The organism is Mitsuokella sp. AF33-22 (genome assembly GCF_003475755.1).
Classification (GTDB): Bacteria; Bacillota; Negativicutes; order Selenomonadales; family Selenomonadaceae; genus Mitsuokella.
Genome location: NZ_QRQA01000006.1, coordinates 121977 through 142732, shown reverse-complemented (window position 1 = coordinate 142732; position 20756 = coordinate 121977). Strand labels below are relative to the sequence as shown.

Sequence of the window (20756 nt, the reverse complement as noted above, 5' to 3'; positions counted from 1 at the left end):
TACTTGTAAAAATGCGTACATTCTCTGCGAACGTTTGTAGGATAAATCCAAAAATCCGAAAGGGGAGGATGTGCCGTTATGCTTTGACTGGAGGCGCATATTTTGACAACAGTAATCGTAAATGGTGCTTGTGGCCGCATGGGCCAGGCCGTATTGAAAGCCGTACAGGAAGCGGACGAGCTCGAGCTCGTCGGTGCCGTGGATATCAAGGGCGGCGCGGATACGGGCACGCTCGTCGGACTGCCTGCAAGCGGCATCCTCGTCGAGACGGATCTTGAGGCGCTGCTCGAGCGCAAGAAGCCCGAGGTCATGGTCGACTTCACGCGTCCGGACGTCGTCTTCGGCAATGTCATGACGGCGCTGAAGCATGGCACATCGCCGGTCGTCGGCACGACGGGCCTGTCGGACGAACAGAAGGCCGAGATTGCCAAGGCTGCCGAGGAGAACGCAACGCCTGCGTTCATCGCGCCGAACTTCGCCATCGGCGCCGTGCTGCTGATGATCATGTCGCGCCAGGCTGCCAAGTACATGCCGGAAGTCGAGATCATCGAGCTGCATCACGACAAGAAGCTCGACGCACCGTCGGGCACGGCCATCCAGACGGCCGAGATGATCGCCGAGGTCCGCAAGGAGCATCAGCAGGGCAACCCTGATGAGTTCGAGAAGCTTCCGGGCGCGCGCGGTGCGAACTACGAGGGCATGCACATCCACAGCGTGCGCCTGCCGGGCTACGTCGCGCATCAGGAAGTCATCTTCGGCGGCCTCGGCCAGACGCTGACGATCCGCCACGACTCGATGAATCGCGAGTCCTTCATGCCGGGCGTCGTGCTCGCCGCCAAGAAGGTCCGCAGCCTCAAAGGCCTGACGGTCGGCCTCGACAAGCTGCTCGACTGACCCATCCCTTTGCCTGTTCTACTATCATTAATAAAAAAAGAACTCATCCGGGATTTTCCGGAATGCATGCAGAAAGGAACGATTACCATGAAGAAGTACAACGTAGCGATCCTCGGCGCGACCGGTGCCGTAGGCCAGGAATTCCTGAACCTCATCGAAGAGCGCAATTTCCCCTTTGCCAACCTCAAGATGCTGGCTTCGAAGCGCAGCGCAGGCAAGAAAATCCAGTTCATGGGCAAGGAGTACACGGTAGAGGAGACGACGGATGACTCCTTCAAGGATGTCGAGATTGCACTGTTCGCCGGCGGCGCAGCCAGCAAGCAGTTCGCACCGGCAGCCGTCAAGGCCGGTGCCGTCGTCATCGACAATTCGAGTGCGTTCCGCATGGACCCCGAGGTCCCGCTCGTCGTGCCGGAGGTCAACCCGCAGGCCATCGCGCGCCACAAGGGCATCATCGCCAACCCGAACTGCTCGACGATCATCATGATGATGGCCCTCAAGCCGCTCTACGATCTCTCGAAGATCAAGCGCATCGTCGTCTCGACGTATCAGGCCGTTTCGGGCGGCGGCAAGGAAGCCATGGCCGAGCTCGAGCAGCAGGTTGAGGACATCGTCGCCGGCCGCGAGCCGCAGGCCAACATCCTGCCGGGTGCGAAGTTCCCGAAGCATTACCAGATCGCCTTCAACCTCATCCCGCAGATCGACGTCTTCTACGACAACCTCTACACGAAAGAGGAGATGAAAATGGTCAACGAGACGAGAAAGATCCTCGAGGACGACAGCCTGCGCATCACGGCCACGACGGTCCGCGTGCCGGTCTATCGCAGCCATGCCGAGTCCGTCAACGTCGAGTTCGAGGACGAGGTCAGCGTCGAGGCGGCCCGCAAGGCCATCGACGCCTTCCCGGGTGCCATCGTCCGTGACAATCCAGCCGAGCAGATCTACCCGATGCCGCTCTTCACGTCTGGCAAGAACGATGTCGAAGTCGGCCGCATCCGCAAGGACGAGTCCATCGAGCACGGCCTGAACTTCTGGGTCTGCGGCGACCAGATCCGCAAAGGCGCTGCTCTCAACGCCCTGCAGATCGCCGAGTATATGATTGAGCATGACATGATCTGAATCAAAGCCAGATAAAACAAAACCGCCCTCTCCGGGCGGTTTTTTTATGCTGTTTCCGTGCGCGGGGCTACGCCGCATGCAAAGACTTACAGCCAAGCATCGTTCTTTCCCGCTAGCTTAAGGACCTCTTCCGGCCCTTCGGGCCACCTTCTTCGGGGATGCCCCCGGCATCCCGCGCTTCGCGCCCGTGCGCGGGGCTACGTCGCATGCAAAGACTTACAGCCAAGCATCGTTCTTTCCCGTTAGCTCAAGGACCTCTTCCGGCCCTTCGGGCCACCTTCTCCGGGGATGCCCCCAGCATCCCGCGCTTCGCGCCCGTGCGCGGGGAAGGCTGCGCGCTTTGTCACACTCGCAAATAACCGAAAAGTACGAGCCCCAAGCCGTCTCCCCACAGGGAGAAGGGGGACCGCGCAGCGGTGGAAGAGGTCCATGGACTTGCAGAATTCAAACCAAACAGATGACGAGTCCTGTCTGGCGGCGTACCCCACAGGGAGAAGGGGGACCGCGCAGCGGTGGAAGAGGTCCATGAACTTGCAGAATTCAAACCAAACAGATGACGAGTCCTGTCTGGCGGCGTACCCCGCAGGGAGAAGGGGGACCGCGTTAGCGGTGGAAGAGGTCCATGAACTTGCGGGAAACGATGAATTGCGTTATGATTTCATTAGTGAATTCTTGATAAAATCCTGGAATGCTGACATGGGTTGAGTGAGACACGGGAGGAATCAACGCAGGATGAAGAAGATTTGGACCGGCCTGATGGCTTGTGCTCTGCTGAGCGTATCGTGCGTGCCGGCTTTGGCGGCGCATTCAGAAGGGGCTCTGCAGACACGGCACGGCGTGGTGCGGCAGGAGCAGGCGCAGGTGGTGTCTGCCGGGGCGGCACAGGGAGAGGCGCGAAAGCATGCAGGGCAGAACGGGGCGCGGCAAGCGGAATCCCGTGTGCCGGGGCAGGCCGCAGGGGAACGCGTGCAGGCGCGGCGGGCGTATGAGCGCCTGGCGCAGCGCCTTTATGTGAAATACCGCGATATGGCGGTCATCGGGGACGTCCAGTATGAGAATACGAAGGCGGCAATCCGCAACAACCGCGCGCATCAGACGCCGCTGGCGACGAGCGAGCTGCTCTTTGCGCGCTGCATGCACGACGGCAATTACGCGGAGGCTTCGGCGATTGCCGCGATGGCGGTCTTTGACGCCTATAAGCCGGTTGAGCGGGCGCATTTCCGGCTGCGGCAGGCGGAGACGATGATCGTCCGGCAGATTGATTTGCCGGGGACGCAGCGCCTTCTGGAGGAGGCGGCACGCGAGCTCGCGGAAGCCGGCCCGCATGACGGAGCTTCACAGCAGGATATGACCGATGTGCAGGAGTATGCAGACATTGTGGCGAAATACTGCACGTACAGTCCGCGGTAGACCCCTTTCGGCCCTGCGGGCCACTTTCTCCGGGGATGCCCCCGGCATCCCGCGCTTCGCGCCCGTGCGCGGGGCTACGACGCTTGTGAGGACTTGTTGTCGGGGATTCTTCTTCTCCGTCCGTCCATGGACCTCTTCCACCGCTTACGCGGTCCCCCTTCCCCGTGCGCGGGGTACGATGCTTGATATTTTCTGCAAACTGGTTTCCTTCGCATGCCATCCGCCCATGGACCCCTTTCGGCCCTGCGGGCCACACCCGGGGATGCCACCGGCATCCCGCGCTTCGCGCCCGTGCGCGAGGCTGCGACGCTTGTAAGAACCTGTAATCGAGTATTGTTCTTGCCTGTCCGTCCATGGACCCCTTTCGGCCCTGCGGGCCACCTTCCCCGTGCGCGGGGAAGGCTGCGCGACTTGCTGCGTTCGTTTTCTATCGAAGCACAAGAGCCTGAGCGGAGGGATGTATTCCGCCTGGAGGCGCACAGCGATTGCCCGGAGGGATGGGGCCCAATACGAAAGGCTCTTTGCGCCGGATGTCAGAACGCCGCGGCAGGCGGCGAACTCCCTTTGTTGCTCGCAGCATGTTGGGGCACATTTAGCTGTGCGCTGAAGCCGGAATACATCCCGCAGCGCCTACCCCCGCATCTGCCAGCTTCCTGGCGAACGGGCGTCGTTCAAGCACCGCGTGTTTCGCACTGCCGGCGAGTCGCTCGTCGCGGACCCCGAGGGCAATCTCGTCTGCAAGGCTGACGACCGCGAGCAGCTCGTGACGGTCACGCTCGACCTTGCCAAAGCACGGCAGAGACAAGAAAAAGTTCCCTGGCTCAAGCTGCGCCGTCCGGAGTGGTACGGGTCGCAGGCCTGAGCGGGAACTCATTGTGCTTGCTTCATGAGAAGGTATGAGGGCTGGCCGCCATCAGGCCAGTCCTTTTTCGTGTCCCCAGGCGCTGATCTTCGCGTAAAGGGGCGTTGCGACATGGTATTTCTGGCCGAGTGCGACGATGCGGTCGACGAGGCCCGCGAATTCCGACGGGCCGCCTTTTTCGACATCGCGCTGCATGGAGGTCGTGAGACCCGGCGCGAAGGCATCCATGAGCTTCAGGCCGTTTGCCACAAGGTCGCGGTCAAAGGTGATGCCCATGGCTTCGCCGATAGCCTGCACTTCGCGGATGAGCCCGACGAATGTCTCGCGGACTTCGCCCGGCTGCTGGAAATCGTCGCTCTTCGCGCCGCAGTAGAGGCCGGCCGCGCCCATCGGCGAGACAAAGCTGAATTTCGTCAGGGCATCGCGCTGGATCTGATCCGTGAAATGCGCGTGGATGTCGGCCGCGCGCATGATGGCCTCGAGTTCCTGCGCCTTTTTCGCAAGCGTCTGCGGCTGTCCCGGGCGGAAGCCGTAGAAGACGCGCAGGATGGACTGCGGCTGCGCGATGACGCCGGGCTCTGCAATCTTGGCGAAGACGTAGATGCAGCCGTCGAGCGCCGTGAGGCCGGGCAGCTCTTCCTGCATGACGGCGCCCGAGCCGAAGACGTTGAGGATCGGGATGATCAGCGTCTCCTTGCCCGCACAGTGCTTTGCGAGCGCGATGGCATCGGGCAGGCTGTAGTACTTGACGCAGACGAAGAGCACGTCGGGCGTGTCGCCGCTTTTTTCGTACTCTTCCATGGTGCAGGCCCTGACGTTCGGCACGAGGATGTCGCCGCGGTGATTCGTGCGGATGAGCAGGCCCTTTTCGCGCATGGCCGCGAGGTGCCGGCCGCGCGCGATGAAGGTCACGTCATTGCCGGCATGGGCGAGATAGCCGCCGAGAACGCCGCCCGTGCCGCCCGCGCCGATGATGGTGAATTTCATGTGAATACCCCCTTTTGGCTTTATTGTACCACATGGCCGGGCACGGGCAAAGAGGGAGGGAAGCACCTTGCATTGACAGACGGCAGACGGGCCATTATACTAAGGAGAGTATACAAGATTAGAATTTGCTTGCAAAAGGCTCGGCGCCCGGTGCGTGGTGGTATCCAGGTATCTGGGGGCCGCCCTTTTTATGTGGACAGGCAAAGGGATGGGAGAGAAGGTTATGAGAAAACAGCAGCAGGCACTGGCGCTGCTCGGCGTCGTCATCATGGTGTTTGCTGGCAATCACTTGCTGGCCATTACGGATCCGGTGGAATCAAACTACGCGCTGACGGCCAAGGAGATGCTTGCAGCCGGTGACTGGATCTCGCCGCGCATTTACGGCAATTTCTGGTATGACAAGCCGATTTTCTTCTACTGGGAGCTGCTCGCGGGCTTCAGCCTGTTCGGCGTCAATGAATTCGCCGCGCGCTTCTTTCCGGCCGTCGTGTCCGTGCTCGACGTGCTGCAGGTCTGGTATTTTGCGAAGAAGCTTTACGATAGAGCGACGGCCTTCCTCGCCGCGCTGATCTTCGCGACGACGACGGCGTTCTTCTACCTCTCGAAGGCCGTCATCACCGACATGACCTTCATCTTCTTCTTCAATTCGGTGCTTATCGCCTTCTACCTGGGCTACCGCAGCGGCAGTCGCCGGTACTACCTGCTGGCGTTCCTGTTCTCGGGGCTCACGGTGCTCACGAAGGGGCCGATTGGCTTCCTGCTGCCGGGCTTCATCATGCTCGTCTTCCTGTGCCTGCGCAGAAAGCCCCGCGAGCTGCTGCACCTCGGCTGGCTGCCGGGCCTTGCCGTCTTCCTCGTCGTGGGCGGCAGCTGGTATTATCTGATGTACCGCCTGCACGGCATGGAATTCATCACGAACTTCTTCGGCGTGCAAAATTTCCTGCGCGCGACCGTCTCGGAGCACGCGCGCGACGACGTCTGGTTCTACTACATCGTCATCTTCCTGCTGGGCTTCTGCCCGTGGTCATTCCTCGTGCTCTGGCGCGTCAAGAAGACGTGGCGCGATCTTTATGCGCGGCGCTGGAGCGAGCATGCCGTATTCCTCCTGACCTGGGCCGTGATCATCCACCTCTTCTTCCAGTGCATGGCGACGAAATACGTGACGTACACCCTGCCGGCGTTCCTGCCGATGGCCATCCTCGCCGCGCGGCTCCTCAAGGAGCGCACCGTGCTCGTCAAACGGCTCGCGGCCGCCTGTTGGTGCCTCTACCTCGTGCTGACGTTCGCCGTGGCCGTGCCGCTCTGCGGTCAGCAGTCGGGGCGCGCGATCGCCGCAAGTTTAAGGAATCTTAATGTGGATGATGCCCTCGTCGTTAACTGCGGCGACTACAATGTAGAGCGTATCCGGTACAGGACCTCGACGGTTTTCTACTACGGCGGCAATATCCCCGAGCTCATCCACCGTGCCGACATGGAGCGCGTGAAGCCTTCGGGACTCAGCTGGAATGCCAAGAATGTCATGCCATTCCTTGCCTATGAGGACCTGCCGGCGGGGGTGCCGTTCTTCGTGCTCTGTGAGGTGCCGCGCGAGGCCTACCTCAAGGAGCAGCTGCCGCAGGGGACATTTGAGACGGTCGGCGAGGAAAACGGCATGCTCATCATCAAAGTGGTCCTGCCGCCCGCGAAATGACGCGGGAACCGCGAAGAACAGGACCTGAGGGAAAGGAAGCCAGTCATCATGTCAGCCATTAACGAAACACCGAAGCACACGCTCTCAATCGTCGTGCCCGTCTATAATGAAGAAGCCAATCTGCGCCATTTCTATGAGGCCGTCTGCCACGAGATGGCAAAGCTGCCGGACTACGCCTGGGAGCTCATCTTTGTCGACGATGGCTCGGCCGATAAGAGCCGCGCCATCCTGCACGAGCTCGAGCAGAAGGACTGCCGCGTCCAGCCGATGCTGCTCGCGCGCAATTCGGGCCATCAGCTCGCGCTGACGTGCGGCCTCGACCACGCGGACGGCGATGTCGTCATCACGATGGACGGCGACATGCAGCATCCGCCCGAGATGATCCCGGCCCTGCTCCGCGACTGGGAGGACGGGTATGAGGTCGTGCAGACCATCCGCGAGGCAACGGAGGACGCTTCGTGGCTCAAGCGCACGACGTCGGCTTCGTATTACAAATTCCTCAACATCATCTCGGAGGTGCCCGTGCAGCCGGGCGGCTCGGATTTTCGCCTGATGGACCACAAGGTCGTCGTCGCGTTCCGCCGCTACCGCGAGCACGCGCGCTTCATCCGCGGCCTCGTGGGCTCGATGGGCTTCCGCCAGAAGCAGGTGCATTTCACGGCGCCGCCGCGCTACGCGGGCGTCTCGAAGTTCTCGCCGCGCAAGATGTGGCGGCTCGCGGTCGACGGCGTCTTCACGTGCTCGACGTTCCCGCTGCGCATCGGGCTCTACGTCGGCTTCTTCAGCATGATGGTCAGCGTCGTCCTGTTCCTGCACGTGCTGTTTGAGACATTCGTGCGCGAGGATACCGTGGCGGGCTGGCCGACGATCATCGCGTGCGTCGCGTTCTTCGGCGGGCTGCAGCTCATGATCCTCGGCATCATCGGCGAGTATCTCGGCCGCACGTACGAGGAGACGAAGCGCCGTCCGCTCTATCTCCTCGAGCGCGGCAAGCCGGCGGACTGCGGGGAGGCGGCTCCCGCGGGCTTTGCCCCGCCGGCAGGTGCAGCGAAGGGACAGGTGAACGGCCATGCAGTTTGACCTCGGGACGCTCAAGCGCCACTTCCTCTCGCGCGAGTTCCTGCTCTTCCTCGTCGTCGGCTGCATCAACACGTTCCTCTGCAGCTTCCTCGCGGAGCTCCTGACGCCGCTTTTCGGCAACGCGAACATCGCGTTCAACGCGGGCTACCTCCTGAGCAACATCAACGCCTACATCCTCAACGGCTGGCTCGTCTTCCCAACGCATCTGACGCTTGCGCGCTACGTCAAGTTCTTCCTGTCGTACGTGCCGAACTACATCATCCAGAACATCATCGTGTTCGTCTTCTACAACTGGCTCGGGCTGCCGTCGCTCGTGAGCTTCCTCATCGCGGCCGTGCTCGGCGTGCCCATCACGTTCCTGTTCGTCAAAATCTTCGCATTCGGCCGCCGCTGAGGCACGGTCTGGCAAATTCATAGTGAAATTATAGGAATAATAGGATTGACAGTTTGGCCTTCGTATGGTATCGTAATGGTATTCATAGCGAACTGACCAAAGAATGGAGGTTCCTGTGCACCGTTTGTGTGCCGGGACCTCCATTTTTTTGCATGGAAAACCAGATGAACAGGAGAGATTGAAGATGACAGCAGTGACAAGCAACCGCAATGAGCAGTGGAAACAGGAAAAGGACGGCCTCGACATCCTCGGGGAGATCGAGGCGCTTTCCGGCAAAGCGTTCTCGGAGCTCGACCCCGGCGACGTCGAGCGGCTCAAATGGGCCGGCATCTACGCGCAGCGGCCGCGCGACGGCCATTTCCTCGTGCGCGTCAAGCTGCCGTCGGGCACGCTCTCGGCCGCGCAGGCCGAGGTGCTCGCGGATCTCGCGCACGCGTACGGCAGGGATGAGGTGCAGATCACGATCCGCCAGGCCGTGCAGATCCACAACATCACGCTGCGCGATGCCGTCGTCATCCGCCGCGCCCTTGCGGAGGCTGGCCTGAGCTCCGTCGAGGCCTGCGGCGATGTGCCGCGCACGATCTTCGGCAATCCGCTCATGGGCGTCGATCCCGAGGAGCTTCTCGACACGACGCCGCTCGTCGAGGAGACGTACCGCTTCTTCCTCGGCAACCGCGACTTCTCGAACCTGCCGCGCAAGTTCAAGGTGTCGATCTCGGCAAATCCGCACGACGCCGGCTTCGCGCGCATCAACGACCTCGCGTTCGTGCCGGCCCGGCGCGCGGGCGAGACGGGCTTTCACGCCTACGTGGGCGGCGGCCTCTCGGCGGAGCCGTACCTCGCGCAGAAGCTGCCGTTCTTCATCCGCCCCGAAGAGGTGCTGCCGGTCGCCAAGGCCGTGGCGACGCTCTTTCGCGACGAAGGATACCGCGAGAAGCGCAATCACTGCCGCTTGAAATACCTCGTCGCGGATCTTGGCATCTGCGCCGTGGCTGCGAAGATCACGGCCCAGACGGGAGCACTCGAAGCTGGCGGCGAGGAAATCACGGCGCCGTGGCAGTACGGCCGCTTCTACGGCGTCCACGCACAGAAGCAGCCGGGGCTCTCGTATGTCGGCGTGCATCTCGCCAAGGGCCACATCGAGGCCGCGGACCTGCGCGTCTTTGCGGGGCTTGCGAGGACCTACGGCACGGGCCGCCTGCGCACGACGAATTCGCAGAACCTCATCCTGCTCGACATCCCCGCTGAGCGCCTCGACGCATTGCTTGCCGAGGAGCTTTTCGCGCGCTATCCGCTGCAGCCGGGTCTCTTCTCGGGCTACGCGTCATCGTGCACGGGCAATGCCTACTGCAATTTCGCGCCGATTGAGACGAAGGACCGCCTGCAGCAGCTGACGCAGGCGCTCGATGCGGCGTTCCCCGCGGCCGACGTGCCCGTGCGCATCAATCTGACGGGCTGCTTCCATTCGTGCGCGCAGCCGCAGATCGCGGACATCGGCCTGACGGGCGGCCGCGCGAAGGTCGACGGCGAGGTGACGCCCGTCTACACCGTGCAGGTGGGCGGTTCGCTCGGCCCCGATGCGGCCTACGCTCAGCCGCTTATGGGCCGCGTGGCAGATGCGAAGCTCTTCGCGGCACTTTGCGCACTCGTCGCGCATTACTTCGCCGTGCGCGGGGCAGGCGAGGCCTTCCACGAGACGGTGCGCCGTACGCCGCTCGCGGACTGGCAGGCCGTCCTTGCGCCCTATCTCGTGTAAAGCAGGCGTTTTTTCGCGGAAACGGTTGTAATTCTGTATCGTTTCGTCTATAATAGAAAGCGTTTTAAGGATTTTACAATTCCATAGACACGGGGAGCTTGCCCGGCGGCCGCAGCGCGCGGCGTCAAAGCAGGCTGAGAGGGAGTTCGTGACTCCGACCCGGGAACCTGATTTGGATAATGCCAACGTAGGGATGCGCAGGAAATGCGATTGAGCGATGTTTCTGCATGTACAGGGAGACGACCAGAGTCAGGTTGCCTCCCTTTTTGTCTGGGCTGGTGGCGTTTTGAGCATGCCGGGACGTTGGGGAGCTGTGATTTTCGGAGGAGGATGCAAGATGGTACGAATCAATGGCGAGCCGCAGGCGAAAGAGGGCCTGAGCGTGGCGGATTATCTGGCGGAGGCCGGCTACGACCGGCGGGCCGTGGCCGTGGAGCACAACGGCGTGATCCTCGCGCGCGAGGCCTACGATACGACGGTGCTCAGCGATGGGGATGAGGTCGAGGTCGTCTGCTTCATGGGCGGCGGCTCGGGGGCAAGCGAAGAGGAGGCAAACGAGAACGATGCGCTCGTCATCGGCGGCCACACATTTCACTCGCGCTTCATCCTGGGCTCGGGCAAGTACTCCCTGAAGCTCATCCAGGCGGCGGTCGAATATGCCGGCGCCGAGCTCATCACGGTGGCCGTGCGCCGCGCCAACACGAAGGAGAAGGAAAACATCCTCGACTACGTGCCAAAGGGAATCACGCTCCTGCCGAACACGTCGGGCGCGCGTACGGCAGACGAGGCTGTGCGCATCTCACACCTTGCGCGGGCGCTCGGCTGCGGCGATTTCGTGAAGATCGAGATCATGCGCGACTCCAAGTATCTGCTGCCGGACAACAACGAGACGATCAAGGCCACGGAAATCCTCGCGAAGGAAGGCTTCATCGTCATGCCCTACATGTACCCCGACCTCAACGCCGCGCGCGACCTCGTCTCGGCCGGTGCAGCCGCCGTCATGCCGCTTGCGGCGCCCATCGGCTCGAACCGGGGACTCGCGACGAAAGAATTCATCCAGATCCTCATCGATGAGATCGACCTGCCGATCATCGTCGACGCTGGCATCGGCGCGCCGTCACAGGCCTGCGAGGCCATGGAGATGGGCGCGGCGGCCATCATGGCCAACACGGCGCTCGCGACGGCCGGCAATGTGCCGCTCATGGCCTCGGCCTTTGGCGACGCCATCCGGGCGGGCCGCAAGGCGTACCTTGCGGGGCTCGGGCGCGTGCTGAGCCGCGGCGCCGAGGCTTCCGACCCGCTGACGGGTTTCCTGCGCAATTGAGGAGGTGGCAGTCATGAAAGAGAATCAGTTCCTCGTGGATTCCAGCCGCCTGAGCGAGGCGGCACTCGCCAAGAAACATCGCCTTGAGCACGATCCCTCGTGCCGCACGGACCCCATGGCCTATCTGCCGGATATGGAAGAGATCCGCTCCGATGTGCGCGAGAAGGTCATCGCGGCCATGAACGCCTACGATCCCGATGCCTACACGATCCAGGACGTCCGCCGCGCGCTCGACCACCGCATCTGCAGCGTCGAGGATTTCAAGGCCCTGCTGTCGCCTGCCGCGCAGCCCCTGCTCGAGGAGATGGCAAGGCGTGCGCGGCTCGAAACGAGCCGCCATTTCGGCAACACGGTCTATCTCTTCACGCCGCTCTACATCGCCAATTACTGCGAGAATTACTGCGTCTACTGCGGCTTTAACTGCTACAACGACATCCAGCGCCTGCAGCTGACGCCAGAGGAGATCGAGCATGAGATGCAGGTCATCGCCAGGAGCGGCATGGAAGAGATCCTGCTGCTCACGGGCGAGAGCAAGACGAAGAGCAGCGTCGCCTACATCGGCGAGGCCTGCAAACTCGCGCGCAAGTACTTCCGCAACGTCGGCCTCGAGGTCTACCCGATGAACGTCAGGGACTACAAGTACCTGCACGAATGCGGCGCCGACTACGTGACGGTCTTCCAGGAGACGTACGACCTCAAGAAATACGAGACGCTGCACCTCATGGGCCACAAGCGCGTCTGGCCGTACCGCTTCGAGGCGCAGGAGCGCGCGCTCATGGCCGGCATGCGCGGCGTCGGCTTCTCAGCGCTCCTCGGCCTTGCGGATTTCCGCAAGGATGCGCTCGCGACGGCGCTGCACGTCTGGTACCTGCAGCGCAAGTATCCGCAGGCGGAATTCTCGCTGTCGTGTCCGCGCCTGCGTCCCATCATCAACAACGAGAAGATCAACCCGCTCGACGTCGGCGAGCGCCAGCTCTGTCAGATCATCTGCGCCTACCGCATCTTCCTGCCGTACGTCGGCATCACCGTCTCGTCGCGCGAGAGCGCGGCCTTCCGCAACGGCATCGCGAAGATCGCGGCGACGAAGATATCGGCGGGCGTCTCGACGGGCATCGGCGACCACGAGGAGAAATACACGGGGAAGGAGACGGAGGAGAAGGGCGACGCGCAGTTTGAGATCTGCGATTCCCGCAGCCTCGGCAGCATGTACCACGACATGGCCGCCGAGGGCCTGCAGCCCGTCCTCAACGACTATGTCTATCTCTGATATCATCTGCGTGACGAACCGCCACGTGTTTGCCCGTGAAGAGGACTTCCTCGCGCGCCTGGCCGCAATCGCTGCTCACCAGCCGCGGGCCATCGTGCTGCGCGAGAAGGACCTCACGGAAGAAGCCTACGAAACGCTCGCGCAAAAGGTCCTTCCTCTCTGCAAAGAGGCGGGTGTCCCCGGCATCGTGCACGGCTTCCCTGAAGTGGCCAGGCGCCAGGGGGCTGCGGGTGTGCATCTGCCGCTGCCGCGCCTTCGCCGCCTCGCCCCCGCAGAGCGCTCCTCCCTGGCGTCTTTCATGGAGCTCGGCACCTCGTGCCACAGCGTCGCGGACGCGCAGGAGGCTGTGCGCCTCGGCTGCACGTATATCTTTGCCGGCCACATCTTTGCGACTTCGTGCAAGCCGGGCCTGCCGCCGCGCGGGCTCGACTTCCTGCAGGCGGTCACCGCCGCCGTGCCGCTTCCCGTCTACGCCATCGGCGGCCTGACGCCCGCGCGCGTGCCGCTCGTGCGCGCAGCCGGGGCCAAAGGAGCCTGTGCGATGGGCAGCCTGATGCAGGGGAGCCTCTGGCTCTGATGCACCCTGCGCGTGTGTAATACTGTATACATAAAAAGAGGGGTTGACGCCGGCAGGGCCGGAAGCTATAATAGACACATCAGCAAGAGAACAAGAGGCAATGGAGCCCCGCGAGAAACCTAGGTACCAGGTTCTGCGGGGCTTTTTCTGTTCTTCAGGCTGACTGCATATCCGCAACATTCCTAACATCATCAACTCAGAAATGGACAATGGCGTCCAGTGGCTCCCTGCCGCGAGATTCTCGCGGGAGCGGGGCGGCTGGGCGCCTTTTTCGTTTCACTCCTCTTCCTGCGGCTATGCAAAGCAATTATCCCAAATTCGTCTTCGGACCAAGAAAGGAAATGATTCACATGATTGATACGGGCGATACGGCCTGGGTCCTCATCAGTGCGGCCCTGGTCTTCATCATGACACCTGGTCTGGCTTTCTTCTACGGCGGCATGGTCCGCAGCAAAAACGTCCTGACCACGATTATGCAGAGCTTCTTCATCGTAGCGATGATTTCCGTTGAATGGATTATCCTCGGCTATGCCATGACGTTTGGCACGGATATCGGCGGCTTCATCGGCAGCCTCGACAAGATTGGCCTTGCGGGCGTCGGCCTCAATGTGCTGGAGAACGGCACGATTCCGGAACTCGCATTCGTCGCCTTCCAGTGCATGTTCGCCGTCATCACGCCGGCCCTCATCACGGGTGCATTTGCCGAACGCATGCGCTTCGCCGCCTTTGCTGTCCTCATCCTGCTCTGGGCCATCCTCATCTACAACCCGATGGCTCACTGGGTATGGGGCGGCGGCTTCCTTGCTCAGCTCGGCGCCCTTGACTTCGCCGGCGGCCTCGTCATCCACATCCTTTCCGGTGTTTCCGGCCTGACCATCTGCATCCTGCTCGGTGCACGCCGCGGCTATGGCCAGTTCGCCATGCTGCCGCACAACCTGCCGATGACGGTCCTCGGCGCAGCGCTCCTCTGGTTCGGCTGGTTCGGTTTCAACGCCGGCTCTGCCCTTGGTGCCAACGGCCTTGCAGCCAACGCGTTCGTCACGACGCAGGCTGCCGCCGCTGCCGCCACGGTTTCCTGGGTCCTCGTTGAGTGGATCCGCAACGGCAAGCCGACTATCCTCGGCGCCGCATCCGGCTGCATCGCCGGCCTCGTCGCCATCACGCCGGCTGCCGGCTTCGTAAAGCCCATGCCTGCTGTCTGCATCGGCCTCATCGGCGGCATCGTCTGCTACCTCGCCGTCGCCGTCCTCAAGGAGAAGCTCGGTTACGATGATTCCCTCGACGCCTTCGGTGTCCATGGCATCGGCGGTACCTGGGGCTCGATTGCCACGGGCCTATGGGCCACGACGGAAGTCAATCCGGCTGGTGCCGACGGTCTCTTCTACGGCGATTCGCATCTGCTCTTCGCGCAGGTCGTCTCGGTCATCGTCGCCTATGCGCTGGCCATCGTCGGTACCTTCATCCTCTTCAAGATCGTCAGCGCCTTCATGAAGGTCCGCGCCGACGAGACGGAGGAGATTGCAGGCCTCGATGTCGTCGAGCACGGCGAGCGTGGCTATGCCAGCGCCATGATGGCCGGCAGCCCGATTGCCGCATCGCTTGAGAACTCCAGCGAGATGCTCGCGAACACGATTTTAAACACGCAGAAAGAGTGAGGCAGCCATGAAGATTACAAAAGTAGAGATCATCACCCGCGCCAGCAAACTCGAAGAACTCAAGCAGGCGCTCAACGATATCGGTGTGCTCGGCATGACCGTCAGCCAGGTATTCGGCTGCGGCCTCTCGAAGGGCCACACGGAAGTCTACCGCGGCAAGGAGTACGACATCAACCTCGTGCCGAAGATCAAGCTCGAGACGGTCGTCTGCGAGATTCCGGTCGAGCGTGTCCTCGAAGTCGCACAGAAAGCCGTGCGCACGGGCAACATCGGCGATGGCAAGATCTTCGTCTACGAGCTCACCGACGCCGTCCGCATCCGCACGGGCGACCGTGGACCGCAGGCCATCATGGACATCCCCGACGAGAAGAAAGGATGACCTGTTCGCATTTGCAAACCCCTTCTAATTCCATACACAATGCATAGATGAAACAGAGGCCGCACCGGTTTTCCGGCTGCGGCCCCTGTTTCTTTCAGCTCTATAATTGAAATTCAAATTTGAATTTGATATAATAAAAACAAAATGAAATTTGAATTTGAAAGCCGGGTAAGAATCGGAAGAGCAAAAGACGCAACAGGCAAAGGGGAAGGGGTCTATCATGAAACAGCCAAAGAAAATTGCGGCCGTTCTGGTACTCATCGTGCTGATCGGCGGCATCTGGTACGCGTATCAGCGCCATGAGCAGCAGGCAAGGCTCGCGGCGGCGCGCGAAATCACGCTGTCGGGGAACGTCGACGTGCGCGAGATCACCGTGGCTTTCCGCGAGAGCGACCGCATCAGGGATCTCCTCGTGGAGGAAGGCGATACGGTCAGGGAGGGCGATGTGCTCGGCCATCTCGACAGCGATGAACTTATGCTCACGCTGCGCAAGACCGACGCACAGATCGCCGCGCAGCAGAGCACGGTCGACAAGCTTCACAACGGCACGCGCACGGAGGAAATCCGTCAGGCCGAGGCGCGTTTGCGTTCGGCACAGGCTGCGGCTGAGTATGCACAGGGCGTCTACGCGCGCCGCCAGGCCATCTACGACAGCGTCGAGGGCGTGAGCGAGCAGGAGCTCGACAATGCGCGCACCGAGGCCAATGCCAAGGAGGCGGCCGTCGCCGAAGCATCGCAGGCCCTGGCAGAAGCACAGGCCGGGCCGCGCGAGGAGGATGTGCGCGAGGCGGAGGCCTCCCTGAAATCCCTGCAGGAGGAGCGTGCGCGGCAGGCGTACGTGCTCTCGCAGTATGAACTCAAGGCGCCGGCTGATGGCGTCATCCGCTCGCGCCTCTTGGAGCCCGGCGACATGGCTTCGCCCTCGGCGCCCGTCTTCAAGCTCTCGCTGCTCGACAAGAAATGGGTGAGGGCTTACGTCAGCGAGACGGATCTTGGCCGCATCTACGAGGGCCAGGCGGCCGACGTCTATATCGACAGCCGAAAGGACAAGCCAATCCACGGGCAGATCGGCTACATCTCGGATACGGCGGAATTCACGCCGAAAACCGTGCAGACGGATGAACTGCGCACGGCGCTCGTCTACGAGGTGCGCGTTTACGTGACCGACGACGACAATGTGCTGCGGCTTGGCATGCCGGCAACGGTCCGGATTGCCTTATGAGTGCGCCAGGGCGGCTGAGGGTCCGCGCCGTTTATGGGGCCGATACGCGAAATCGCAGCGGCGGACCGGCAGGGGAAGGAGGCGAAGCGTGATGACAGGAGAGGAAAAGGAGGCTGGCGGTGCGCAGCGTGACGTCATGAAGGACGGCATCATCGAGGCGCGCGGCCTGCGCAAGGTCTTTGCGGGCAAGCACGGCACGGCCGTCGCGCTCGAAGCCCTCAATCTCACGGTGCCGCGCGGGCAGATCACGGCGCTCGTCGGCCCCGACGGCGCGGGCAAGACGACATTCATGCGGCTCGTCTGCGGCCTCATGAAGCCGACGGCCGGCAGACTGCAGGTCGCGGACCTCGACGTCACCAGGCGGCCGCAGCAGGTGCAGGACATCCTGAGCTACATGCCGCAGCGCTTCGGTCTCTACGAGGACCTGACGGTGCTCGAGAACATGGAGCTCTACGCGAGGCTGCACGGCGTGCCGGAAGACTTGCGCGAGCAGCGCTTTAGGCATTTGCTCGCGATGACGGAGCTCGCGGCCTTCACGGGGCGGCTCGCGGGCAGGCTCTCGGGCGGCATGAAGCAGAAGCTCGGCCTGGCCTGCACGCTCGTGCGCGCGCCGAAGCTCCTGCTGCTCGACGAACCGACGGTCGGCGTCGATCCGCTCTCGCGCCGTGAGCTCTGGGTCATCCTCGAGCAGATGGTAAAAGAGGAACATTTGTCCGTGCTCGTCAGCACGGCCTATATGGAAGAAGCCGCGCGCTGCAGGAGCGTCTTCGTGCTGAACCACGGGCGCATCCTGGCCTCAGGCACGCCGGATGCTCTCTCGGATCTTGCCGCAGGCTGCTGCTACCGCGCCGTGCCGCCTCATGGCATGGCGATGCGCACGCTGCAGGACAAGCTGCTCGATGAAGATGCCGTGCTCGACGCCGTGCCGGCCGCCGGGGGCGTGCGCTTCACGACGCGCGGCCGCCCGGAGGAGCTTCTAATCCTCCGGGAGCTCGGGCTCACGGCACAGCCGCTCGTGCCGCGTCTCGAGGACGGCTTCATGATGCTCCTCAAGGACGACGAGGCAAGGCAGGCGGCCTCAGCCGGCGAAGAAAATGTGGTCATGCCGCCGGCAGAAAACGAGCCGGCACCGGCTCAGGATGCAGGCAGCACCACAGATACCGGGGGCCCCGTGGAAATCGAGGTGCGCGATCTCGTCAAGAAATTCGGCGATTTCACGGCCGTCTCGCATACATCCTTCGATGTCCGCCGCGGCGAGGTCTTCGGCCTGCTCGGCCCGAACGGCGCGGGCAAGACGACGACCTTCCGCATGCTCTGCGGCCTTTTGCCCGCGACCTCCGGCCGTTTGCGCGTCGCGGGCGTCGACCTGCGCACGGCGCGCACGCAGGCGCGCGCGAACATAGGCTACGTCGCGCAGAAGTTCTCGCTCTACGGCAGCCTCTCCGTCTATGAGAACCTGCGCTTCTTCGGCGGGGCTTACGGCCTCTGCGGCCGCCAGCTGCGCCGGCGCATCGCGGCCGTCATGGAGGAATTCCATCTTCGCGGCCAGCAGGATACGCGTGCCGACCATCTGCCCGGCGGCTACAAGCAGCGCCTCGCGATGGCGGCGGCGCTCATCCACGAGCCTCAGATCCTGTTCCTCGACGAGCCGACGAGCGGCATCGACCCGCTCGCGCGCCGGGCCTTCTGGCAGCAGATCACGCACCTTGCGGCGCACGGCACGACGATCATCATCACGACACACTTCATGGAGGAAGCGGAATACTGCGACCGCTTCATGATCCAGGATCACGGAAAGCTGCTTGTGCTCGGCTCGCCCGCCGAGATCCGCCGGCGGCTCGGGCGTCAGGACGATGCGATGGACGATATTTTCGTGGCGATTGTCGAGCAGGGAAGAGGGGGCAAGCATCATGAATAAGGGCTTTTTCCGCAGGCTCCTCGCGCTCACGCACAAGGAGATGCTGGAGCTTTTGCGCGACCAGAGCAGCCTGCTCATGGGCATCGTGCTGCCGCTCATCCTGATTCTCATCATCGGCTACGGCCTGAGCCTCGACGTCAAGAATGTGCCGACGGCCGTCGTGCTCGAGGATTCTTCGCCGACAGCGCGCCAGTTCGTGAGCTTCACGCAGGGCTCCGAGTACTTCCGGCCCGTCTTCCTGCATTCGATGGCGGAGGCCGAGCAGAAGATGCGCACGCATGAGGTGACGGCCGTCCTGCGCGTGCCACAGGACTTCACGCGCCGTCTCGCGACGCGCGACGCCACGGTCCAGCTGATCCTCTGCGGCACGGAATCGACGACGGCCATGTCGGCGCAGGGCTACGTCGAATCAAGCGTGCTCGCCTGGGCGGCGGAGCAGGGCCTCACGAGCCGCGCGAAGGGACAGGTCGCCGTCACCTCGCGCATCTGGTTCAACGATGCCAACACGAGCACCTGGTTTTACCTGCCCGGCATCCTCATGCTCGTGCTCACGATCAGCGGCGTCTTCCTGACGGCCGTCGTCATGGCGCGCGAGTGGGAGCGCGGCACCTTTGAGTCGCTCTTCGTGACGCCGATGCGCATCGCCGAGCTCATCTTCGCCAAGATGATCCCGTACTTCGGCGTCGCCTTTCTGGGCATGACGCTTTGCCTGCTTGCGGGCCGCTACCTCTACGAGCTGCCGATGCGCGGCTCCCTCGCCCTGATCCTCGGTGAATCCATGCTCTACCTCGTCGTGGCGCTCGGCATCGGGCTCGTGATCTCGGCGCTGACGCGCAATCAGTTCCTGGCCTGCCACACCTCGCTGATGATCAGCTTCCTGCCGTCGGTCCTGCTCTCGGGCTTCATCTTTGACCTGCACGTCGAGCCCTGGTTCATCCAGCTCGTCAGCGAGATCTTTCCGACGACGTACTACCTCGAGCTCATGAAGTCCCTGTTCCTCACAGGCAGCTATCCACCGCTCATCGTGCGCGATACCCTCGTGCTGCTGGGCTTTGCCGTCTTTTTCCTCTGGCTGGCCTTCTATCTGACGCGAAAGGAGCTCAAAGAATGAATCTCATGCTTTTCCTGCGCCATCTCTTCTTTCTCTGCCAGAAGGAACTCATCGGCCTGTTCAGCGACCGGCGCATGCGCTTTCAGCTCGTCATGCCCATCTTGCTGCAGGGCTTCCTGTTTGGCTATGCAGCCAACTACAACCTCGAAGACATCCCGTACGCCGTCGTTGACGCCTCGCATTCCTCGGCCTCGCGCAGCTTCCTCGCGGCAATCGAGGGCTCACCGGCCTTTTCGTGCGCGGCGGCGGGGGAGCGCGTGGCCGATGTCACGGACGCGCTCTACCGCAGCGACGTGCTGCTGATCGTCGTGATCCCGGGCGATTTCGACACGCAGCTTGAGAAGGGCCAGGCGCCCGTCGAGCTCATCACGGACGGCCGCAATCCGATGATCGCGGGCATGACGTCGCGCTACGTCACCTCGATCGCCTCGGAATGGAGCCTGCAGCAGACGGGCGGCCATCTGCCCGTTACCGTCGAGAGCCGCACGTGGTTCAACCCGAACCAGCTGAGCCGCTGGACGTTCCTGCCGTCGTTCCTCGCGATGATCGCCTTCGTGCAGGTCATGTTCCTCGCGGGGCTCTCCATCGCGCGGGAGCGGGAGCTCGGCACCTTTGACCAGCTGCTCGTCACGCCGCTCTCGCCGACGGAGATCCTCATCTGCAAGGCCGTGCCGCCCGTCCTCGTCGGGCTTTTCCAGAGCATGATGCTGTTTCTCATCGTGCGCTTCTGGTTCGAGGTGCCGTTTGCGGGCTCGTTTGTCACGCTGTTCACGTCAATCTTTGTCTTCCTCGTGAGCACGACGGGGCTCGGGCTCTCCATCTCGTCGATCTCGCGCAACATGCAGCAGGTGCTCGTCTACTTGCTCGTGCTGATGATCCCGATGGTGCTGCTCTCCGGCCTCGTGACGCCGGTCGACAACATGCCCGAGGCCCTGCAGCTTGTGACGTGGGCGGATCCGATGCGCTTCATCGTCGACGCCGTGCGCCGCATTTATCTTGAGGGCGCGGGCTTTGCAGAAATCGGCTTCGACTTCATCCCGATGCTCGCCGTCGCGGCCGTGACGATGCCGGCGGCGGGCTGGCTCTTCCGCCACAAAGCGGCTTGATACAG

The 20756-nt window shown here is 62.6% G+C and carries 18 protein-coding genes, 1 pseudogene and 1 riboswitch; of the genes and pseudogenes, 18 read left to right on the top strand and 1 reads right to left on the bottom strand.

What is annotated here, in order from left to right:
* Positions 1–102 precede the first annotated feature (102 nt).
* The 4 genes from dapB to DWZ54_RS05420 all read left to right on the top strand — a co-directional run bounded on the left by dapB (position 103) and on the right by DWZ54_RS05420 (position 4285).
* On the top strand, positions 103–894 hold the full coding sequence (dapB, locus tag DWZ54_RS05440) for a 4-hydroxy-tetrahydrodipicolinate reductase (protein ID WP_118474821.1): 792 nt from the start codon (positions 103–105) through the stop codon (positions 892–894).
* A gap of 87 nt (positions 895–981) precedes the next feature.
* Positions 982–2013, top strand: a complete 1032-nt coding sequence (locus DWZ54_RS05435) for an aspartate-semialdehyde dehydrogenase (RefSeq protein ID WP_118474820.1) — start codon at positions 982–984, stop codon at positions 2011–2013.
* Positions 2014–2745: 732 nt separating this feature from the next.
* Positions 2746–3423, top strand: coding sequence for a hypothetical protein (locus DWZ54_RS05425; protein ID WP_118474818.1), 678 nt, complete (start codon positions 2746–2748; stop codon positions 3421–3423).
* 682 nt (positions 3424–4105) lie between these two features.
* Positions 4106–4285: a hypothetical protein gene (locus DWZ54_RS05420; protein ID WP_118474817.1), complete on the top strand. Its 180-nt coding sequence runs from the start codon at positions 4106–4108 to the stop codon at positions 4283–4285.
* A gap of 51 nt (positions 4286–4336) precedes the next feature.
* Here the strand turns inward: DWZ54_RS05420 and DWZ54_RS05415 are convergent, their stop codons facing one another.
* The gene (locus DWZ54_RS05415; protein WP_118474816.1) at positions 4337–5272 is read right to left on the bottom strand and encodes a ketopantoate reductase family protein; all 936 of its coding nucleotides are present in this window, start codon (positions 5270–5272) and stop codon (positions 4337–4339) included.
* Between the two features lie 223 nt (positions 5273–5495).
* Here DWZ54_RS05415 and DWZ54_RS05410 point away from each other — a divergent pair, with 223 nt between their 5' ends.
* The 14 genes and pseudogenes from DWZ54_RS05410 to DWZ54_RS05350 all read left to right on the top strand — a co-directional run bounded on the left by DWZ54_RS05410 (position 5496) and on the right by DWZ54_RS05350 (position 20751).
* Positions 5496–6962, top strand: a complete 1467-nt coding sequence (locus tag DWZ54_RS05410) for a glycosyltransferase family 39 protein (protein ID WP_158573621.1) — start codon at positions 5496–5498, stop codon at positions 6960–6962.
* A gap of 48 nt (positions 6963–7010) precedes the next feature.
* Complete coding sequence (locus DWZ54_RS05405) at positions 7011–8042, top strand: glycosyltransferase family 2 protein (RefSeq protein WP_118474814.1); 1032 nt, start codon at positions 7011–7013, stop codon at positions 8040–8042.
* Entirely contained in the window at positions 8032–8436 is a 405-nt protein-coding gene (locus tag DWZ54_RS05400) for a GtrA family protein (RefSeq protein ID WP_118474813.1), read from the top strand. Before DWZ54_RS05405 ends, DWZ54_RS05400 begins: the two co-directional genes overlap by 11 nt.
* A 184-nt stretch (positions 8437–8620) precedes the next feature.
* The gene (locus DWZ54_RS05395; protein ID WP_118474812.1) at positions 8621–10192 is read left to right on the top strand and encodes a nitrite/sulfite reductase; all 1572 of its coding nucleotides are present in this window, start codon (positions 8621–8623) and stop codon (positions 10190–10192) included.
* Between the two features lie 80 nt (positions 10193–10272).
* Positions 10273–10403, top strand: a riboswitch (TPP riboswitch).
* 6 nt (positions 10404–10409) lie between these two features.
* A pseudogene (gene thiS, locus DWZ54_RS12155) lies at positions 10410–10709 on the top strand (sulfur carrier protein ThiS); the annotation flags it as partial.
* Positions 10710–11516, top strand: coding sequence for a thiazole synthase (locus DWZ54_RS05390; RefSeq protein ID WP_233541633.1), 807 nt, complete (start codon positions 10710–10712; stop codon positions 11514–11516).
* Positions 11517–11529: 13 nt separating this feature from the next.
* Entirely contained in the window at positions 11530–12783 is a 1254-nt protein-coding gene (thiH, locus tag DWZ54_RS05385) for a 2-iminoacetate synthase ThiH (RefSeq protein WP_118474810.1), read from the top strand.
* Complete coding sequence (locus DWZ54_RS05380; protein WP_118474809.1) at positions 12770–13360, top strand: thiamine phosphate synthase; 591 nt, start codon at positions 12770–12772, stop codon at positions 13358–13360. The genes thiH and DWZ54_RS05380 overlap by 14 nt, the downstream gene beginning before the upstream one ends.
* Positions 13361–13710: 350 nt before the next feature.
* A complete protein-coding gene (locus DWZ54_RS05375) occupies positions 13711–15015 on the top strand; it encodes an ammonium transporter (protein ID WP_118474808.1) in 1305 nt (434 codons plus the stop codon).
* A 7-nt stretch (positions 15016–15022) separates the two neighbouring features.
* Entirely contained in the window at positions 15023–15394 is a 372-nt protein-coding gene (locus tag DWZ54_RS05370) for a P-II family nitrogen regulator (protein WP_118474807.1), read from the top strand.
* Between the two features lie 220 nt (positions 15395–15614).
* The gene (locus DWZ54_RS05365; protein ID WP_118474806.1) at positions 15615–16616 is read left to right on the top strand and encodes an efflux RND transporter periplasmic adaptor subunit; all 1002 of its coding nucleotides are present in this window, start codon (positions 15615–15617) and stop codon (positions 16614–16616) included.
* 91 nt (positions 16617–16707) lie between these two features.
* Positions 16708–18534 (top strand): ATP-binding cassette domain-containing protein, encoded by a 1827-nt coding sequence (locus DWZ54_RS05360; RefSeq protein ID WP_233541629.1) that lies wholly within the window; start codon positions 16708–16710, stop codon positions 18532–18534.
* The gene (locus tag DWZ54_RS05355; protein ID WP_118016283.1) at positions 18527–19645 is read left to right on the top strand and encodes an ABC transporter permease; all 1119 of its coding nucleotides are present in this window, start codon (positions 18527–18529) and stop codon (positions 19643–19645) included. The genes DWZ54_RS05360 and DWZ54_RS05355 overlap by 8 nt, the downstream gene beginning before the upstream one ends.
* Positions 19642–20751, top strand: coding sequence for an ABC transporter permease (locus DWZ54_RS05350; protein ID WP_118016284.1), 1110 nt, complete (start codon positions 19642–19644; stop codon positions 20749–20751). Before DWZ54_RS05355 ends, DWZ54_RS05350 begins: the two co-directional genes overlap by 4 nt.
* Positions 20752–20756 lie beyond the last annotated feature (5 nt).

Excerpts from the sequence above, each read along its gene's own strand:
- DWZ54_RS05365 (WP_118474806.1), top strand. The coding sequence starts at position 15,615 with ATGAAACAGCCAAAGAAAATTGCGGCCGTTCTGGTACTCATCGTGCTG.
- DWZ54_RS05360 (WP_233541629.1), top strand. The coding sequence starts at position 16,708 with ATGACAGGAGAGGAAAAGGAGGCTGGCGGTGCGCAGCGTGACGTCATG.
- DWZ54_RS05380 (WP_118474809.1), top strand. The coding sequence starts at position 12,770 with ATGTCTATCTCTGATATCATCTGCGTGACGAACCGCCACGTGTTTGCC.
- DWZ54_RS05370 (WP_118474807.1), top strand. The coding sequence starts at position 15,023 with ATGAAGATTACAAAAGTAGAGATCATCACCCGCGCCAGCAAACTCGAA.
- thiH (WP_118474810.1), top strand. The coding sequence starts at position 11,530 with ATGAAAGAGAATCAGTTCCTCGTGGATTCCAGCCGCCTGAGCGAGGCG.
- DWZ54_RS05400 (WP_118474813.1), top strand. The coding sequence starts at position 8,032 with ATGCAGTTTGACCTCGGGACGCTCAAGCGCCACTTCCTCTCGCGCGAG.
- DWZ54_RS05395 (WP_118474812.1), top strand. The coding sequence starts at position 8,621 with ATGACAGCAGTGACAAGCAACCGCAATGAGCAGTGGAAACAGGAAAAG.
- DWZ54_RS05355 (WP_118016283.1), top strand. The coding sequence starts at position 18,527 with ATGAATAAGGGCTTTTTCCGCAGGCTCCTCGCGCTCACGCACAAGGAG.
- DWZ54_RS05410 (WP_158573621.1), top strand. The coding sequence starts at position 5,496 with ATGAGAAAACAGCAGCAGGCACTGGCGCTGCTCGGCGTCGTCATCATG.
- DWZ54_RS05425 (WP_118474818.1), top strand. The coding sequence starts at position 2,746 with ATGAAGAAGATTTGGACCGGCCTGATGGCTTGTGCTCTGCTGAGCGTA.
- DWZ54_RS05415 (WP_118474816.1), bottom strand. The coding sequence starts at position 5,272 with ATGAAATTCACCATCATCGGCGCGGGCGGCACGGGCGGCGTTCTCGGC.
- DWZ54_RS05390 (WP_233541633.1), top strand. The coding sequence starts at position 10,710 with ATGGGCGGCGGCTCGGGGGCAAGCGAAGAGGAGGCAAACGAGAACGAT.
- DWZ54_RS05375 (WP_118474808.1), top strand. The coding sequence starts at position 13,711 with ATGATTGATACGGGCGATACGGCCTGGGTCCTCATCAGTGCGGCCCTG.
- DWZ54_RS05435 (WP_118474820.1), top strand. The coding sequence starts at position 982 with ATGAAGAAGTACAACGTAGCGATCCTCGGCGCGACCGGTGCCGTAGGC.
- DWZ54_RS05405 (WP_118474814.1), top strand. The coding sequence starts at position 7,011 with ATGTCAGCCATTAACGAAACACCGAAGCACACGCTCTCAATCGTCGTG.
- DWZ54_RS05350 (WP_118016284.1), top strand. The coding sequence starts at position 19,642 with ATGAATCTCATGCTTTTCCTGCGCCATCTCTTCTTTCTCTGCCAGAAG.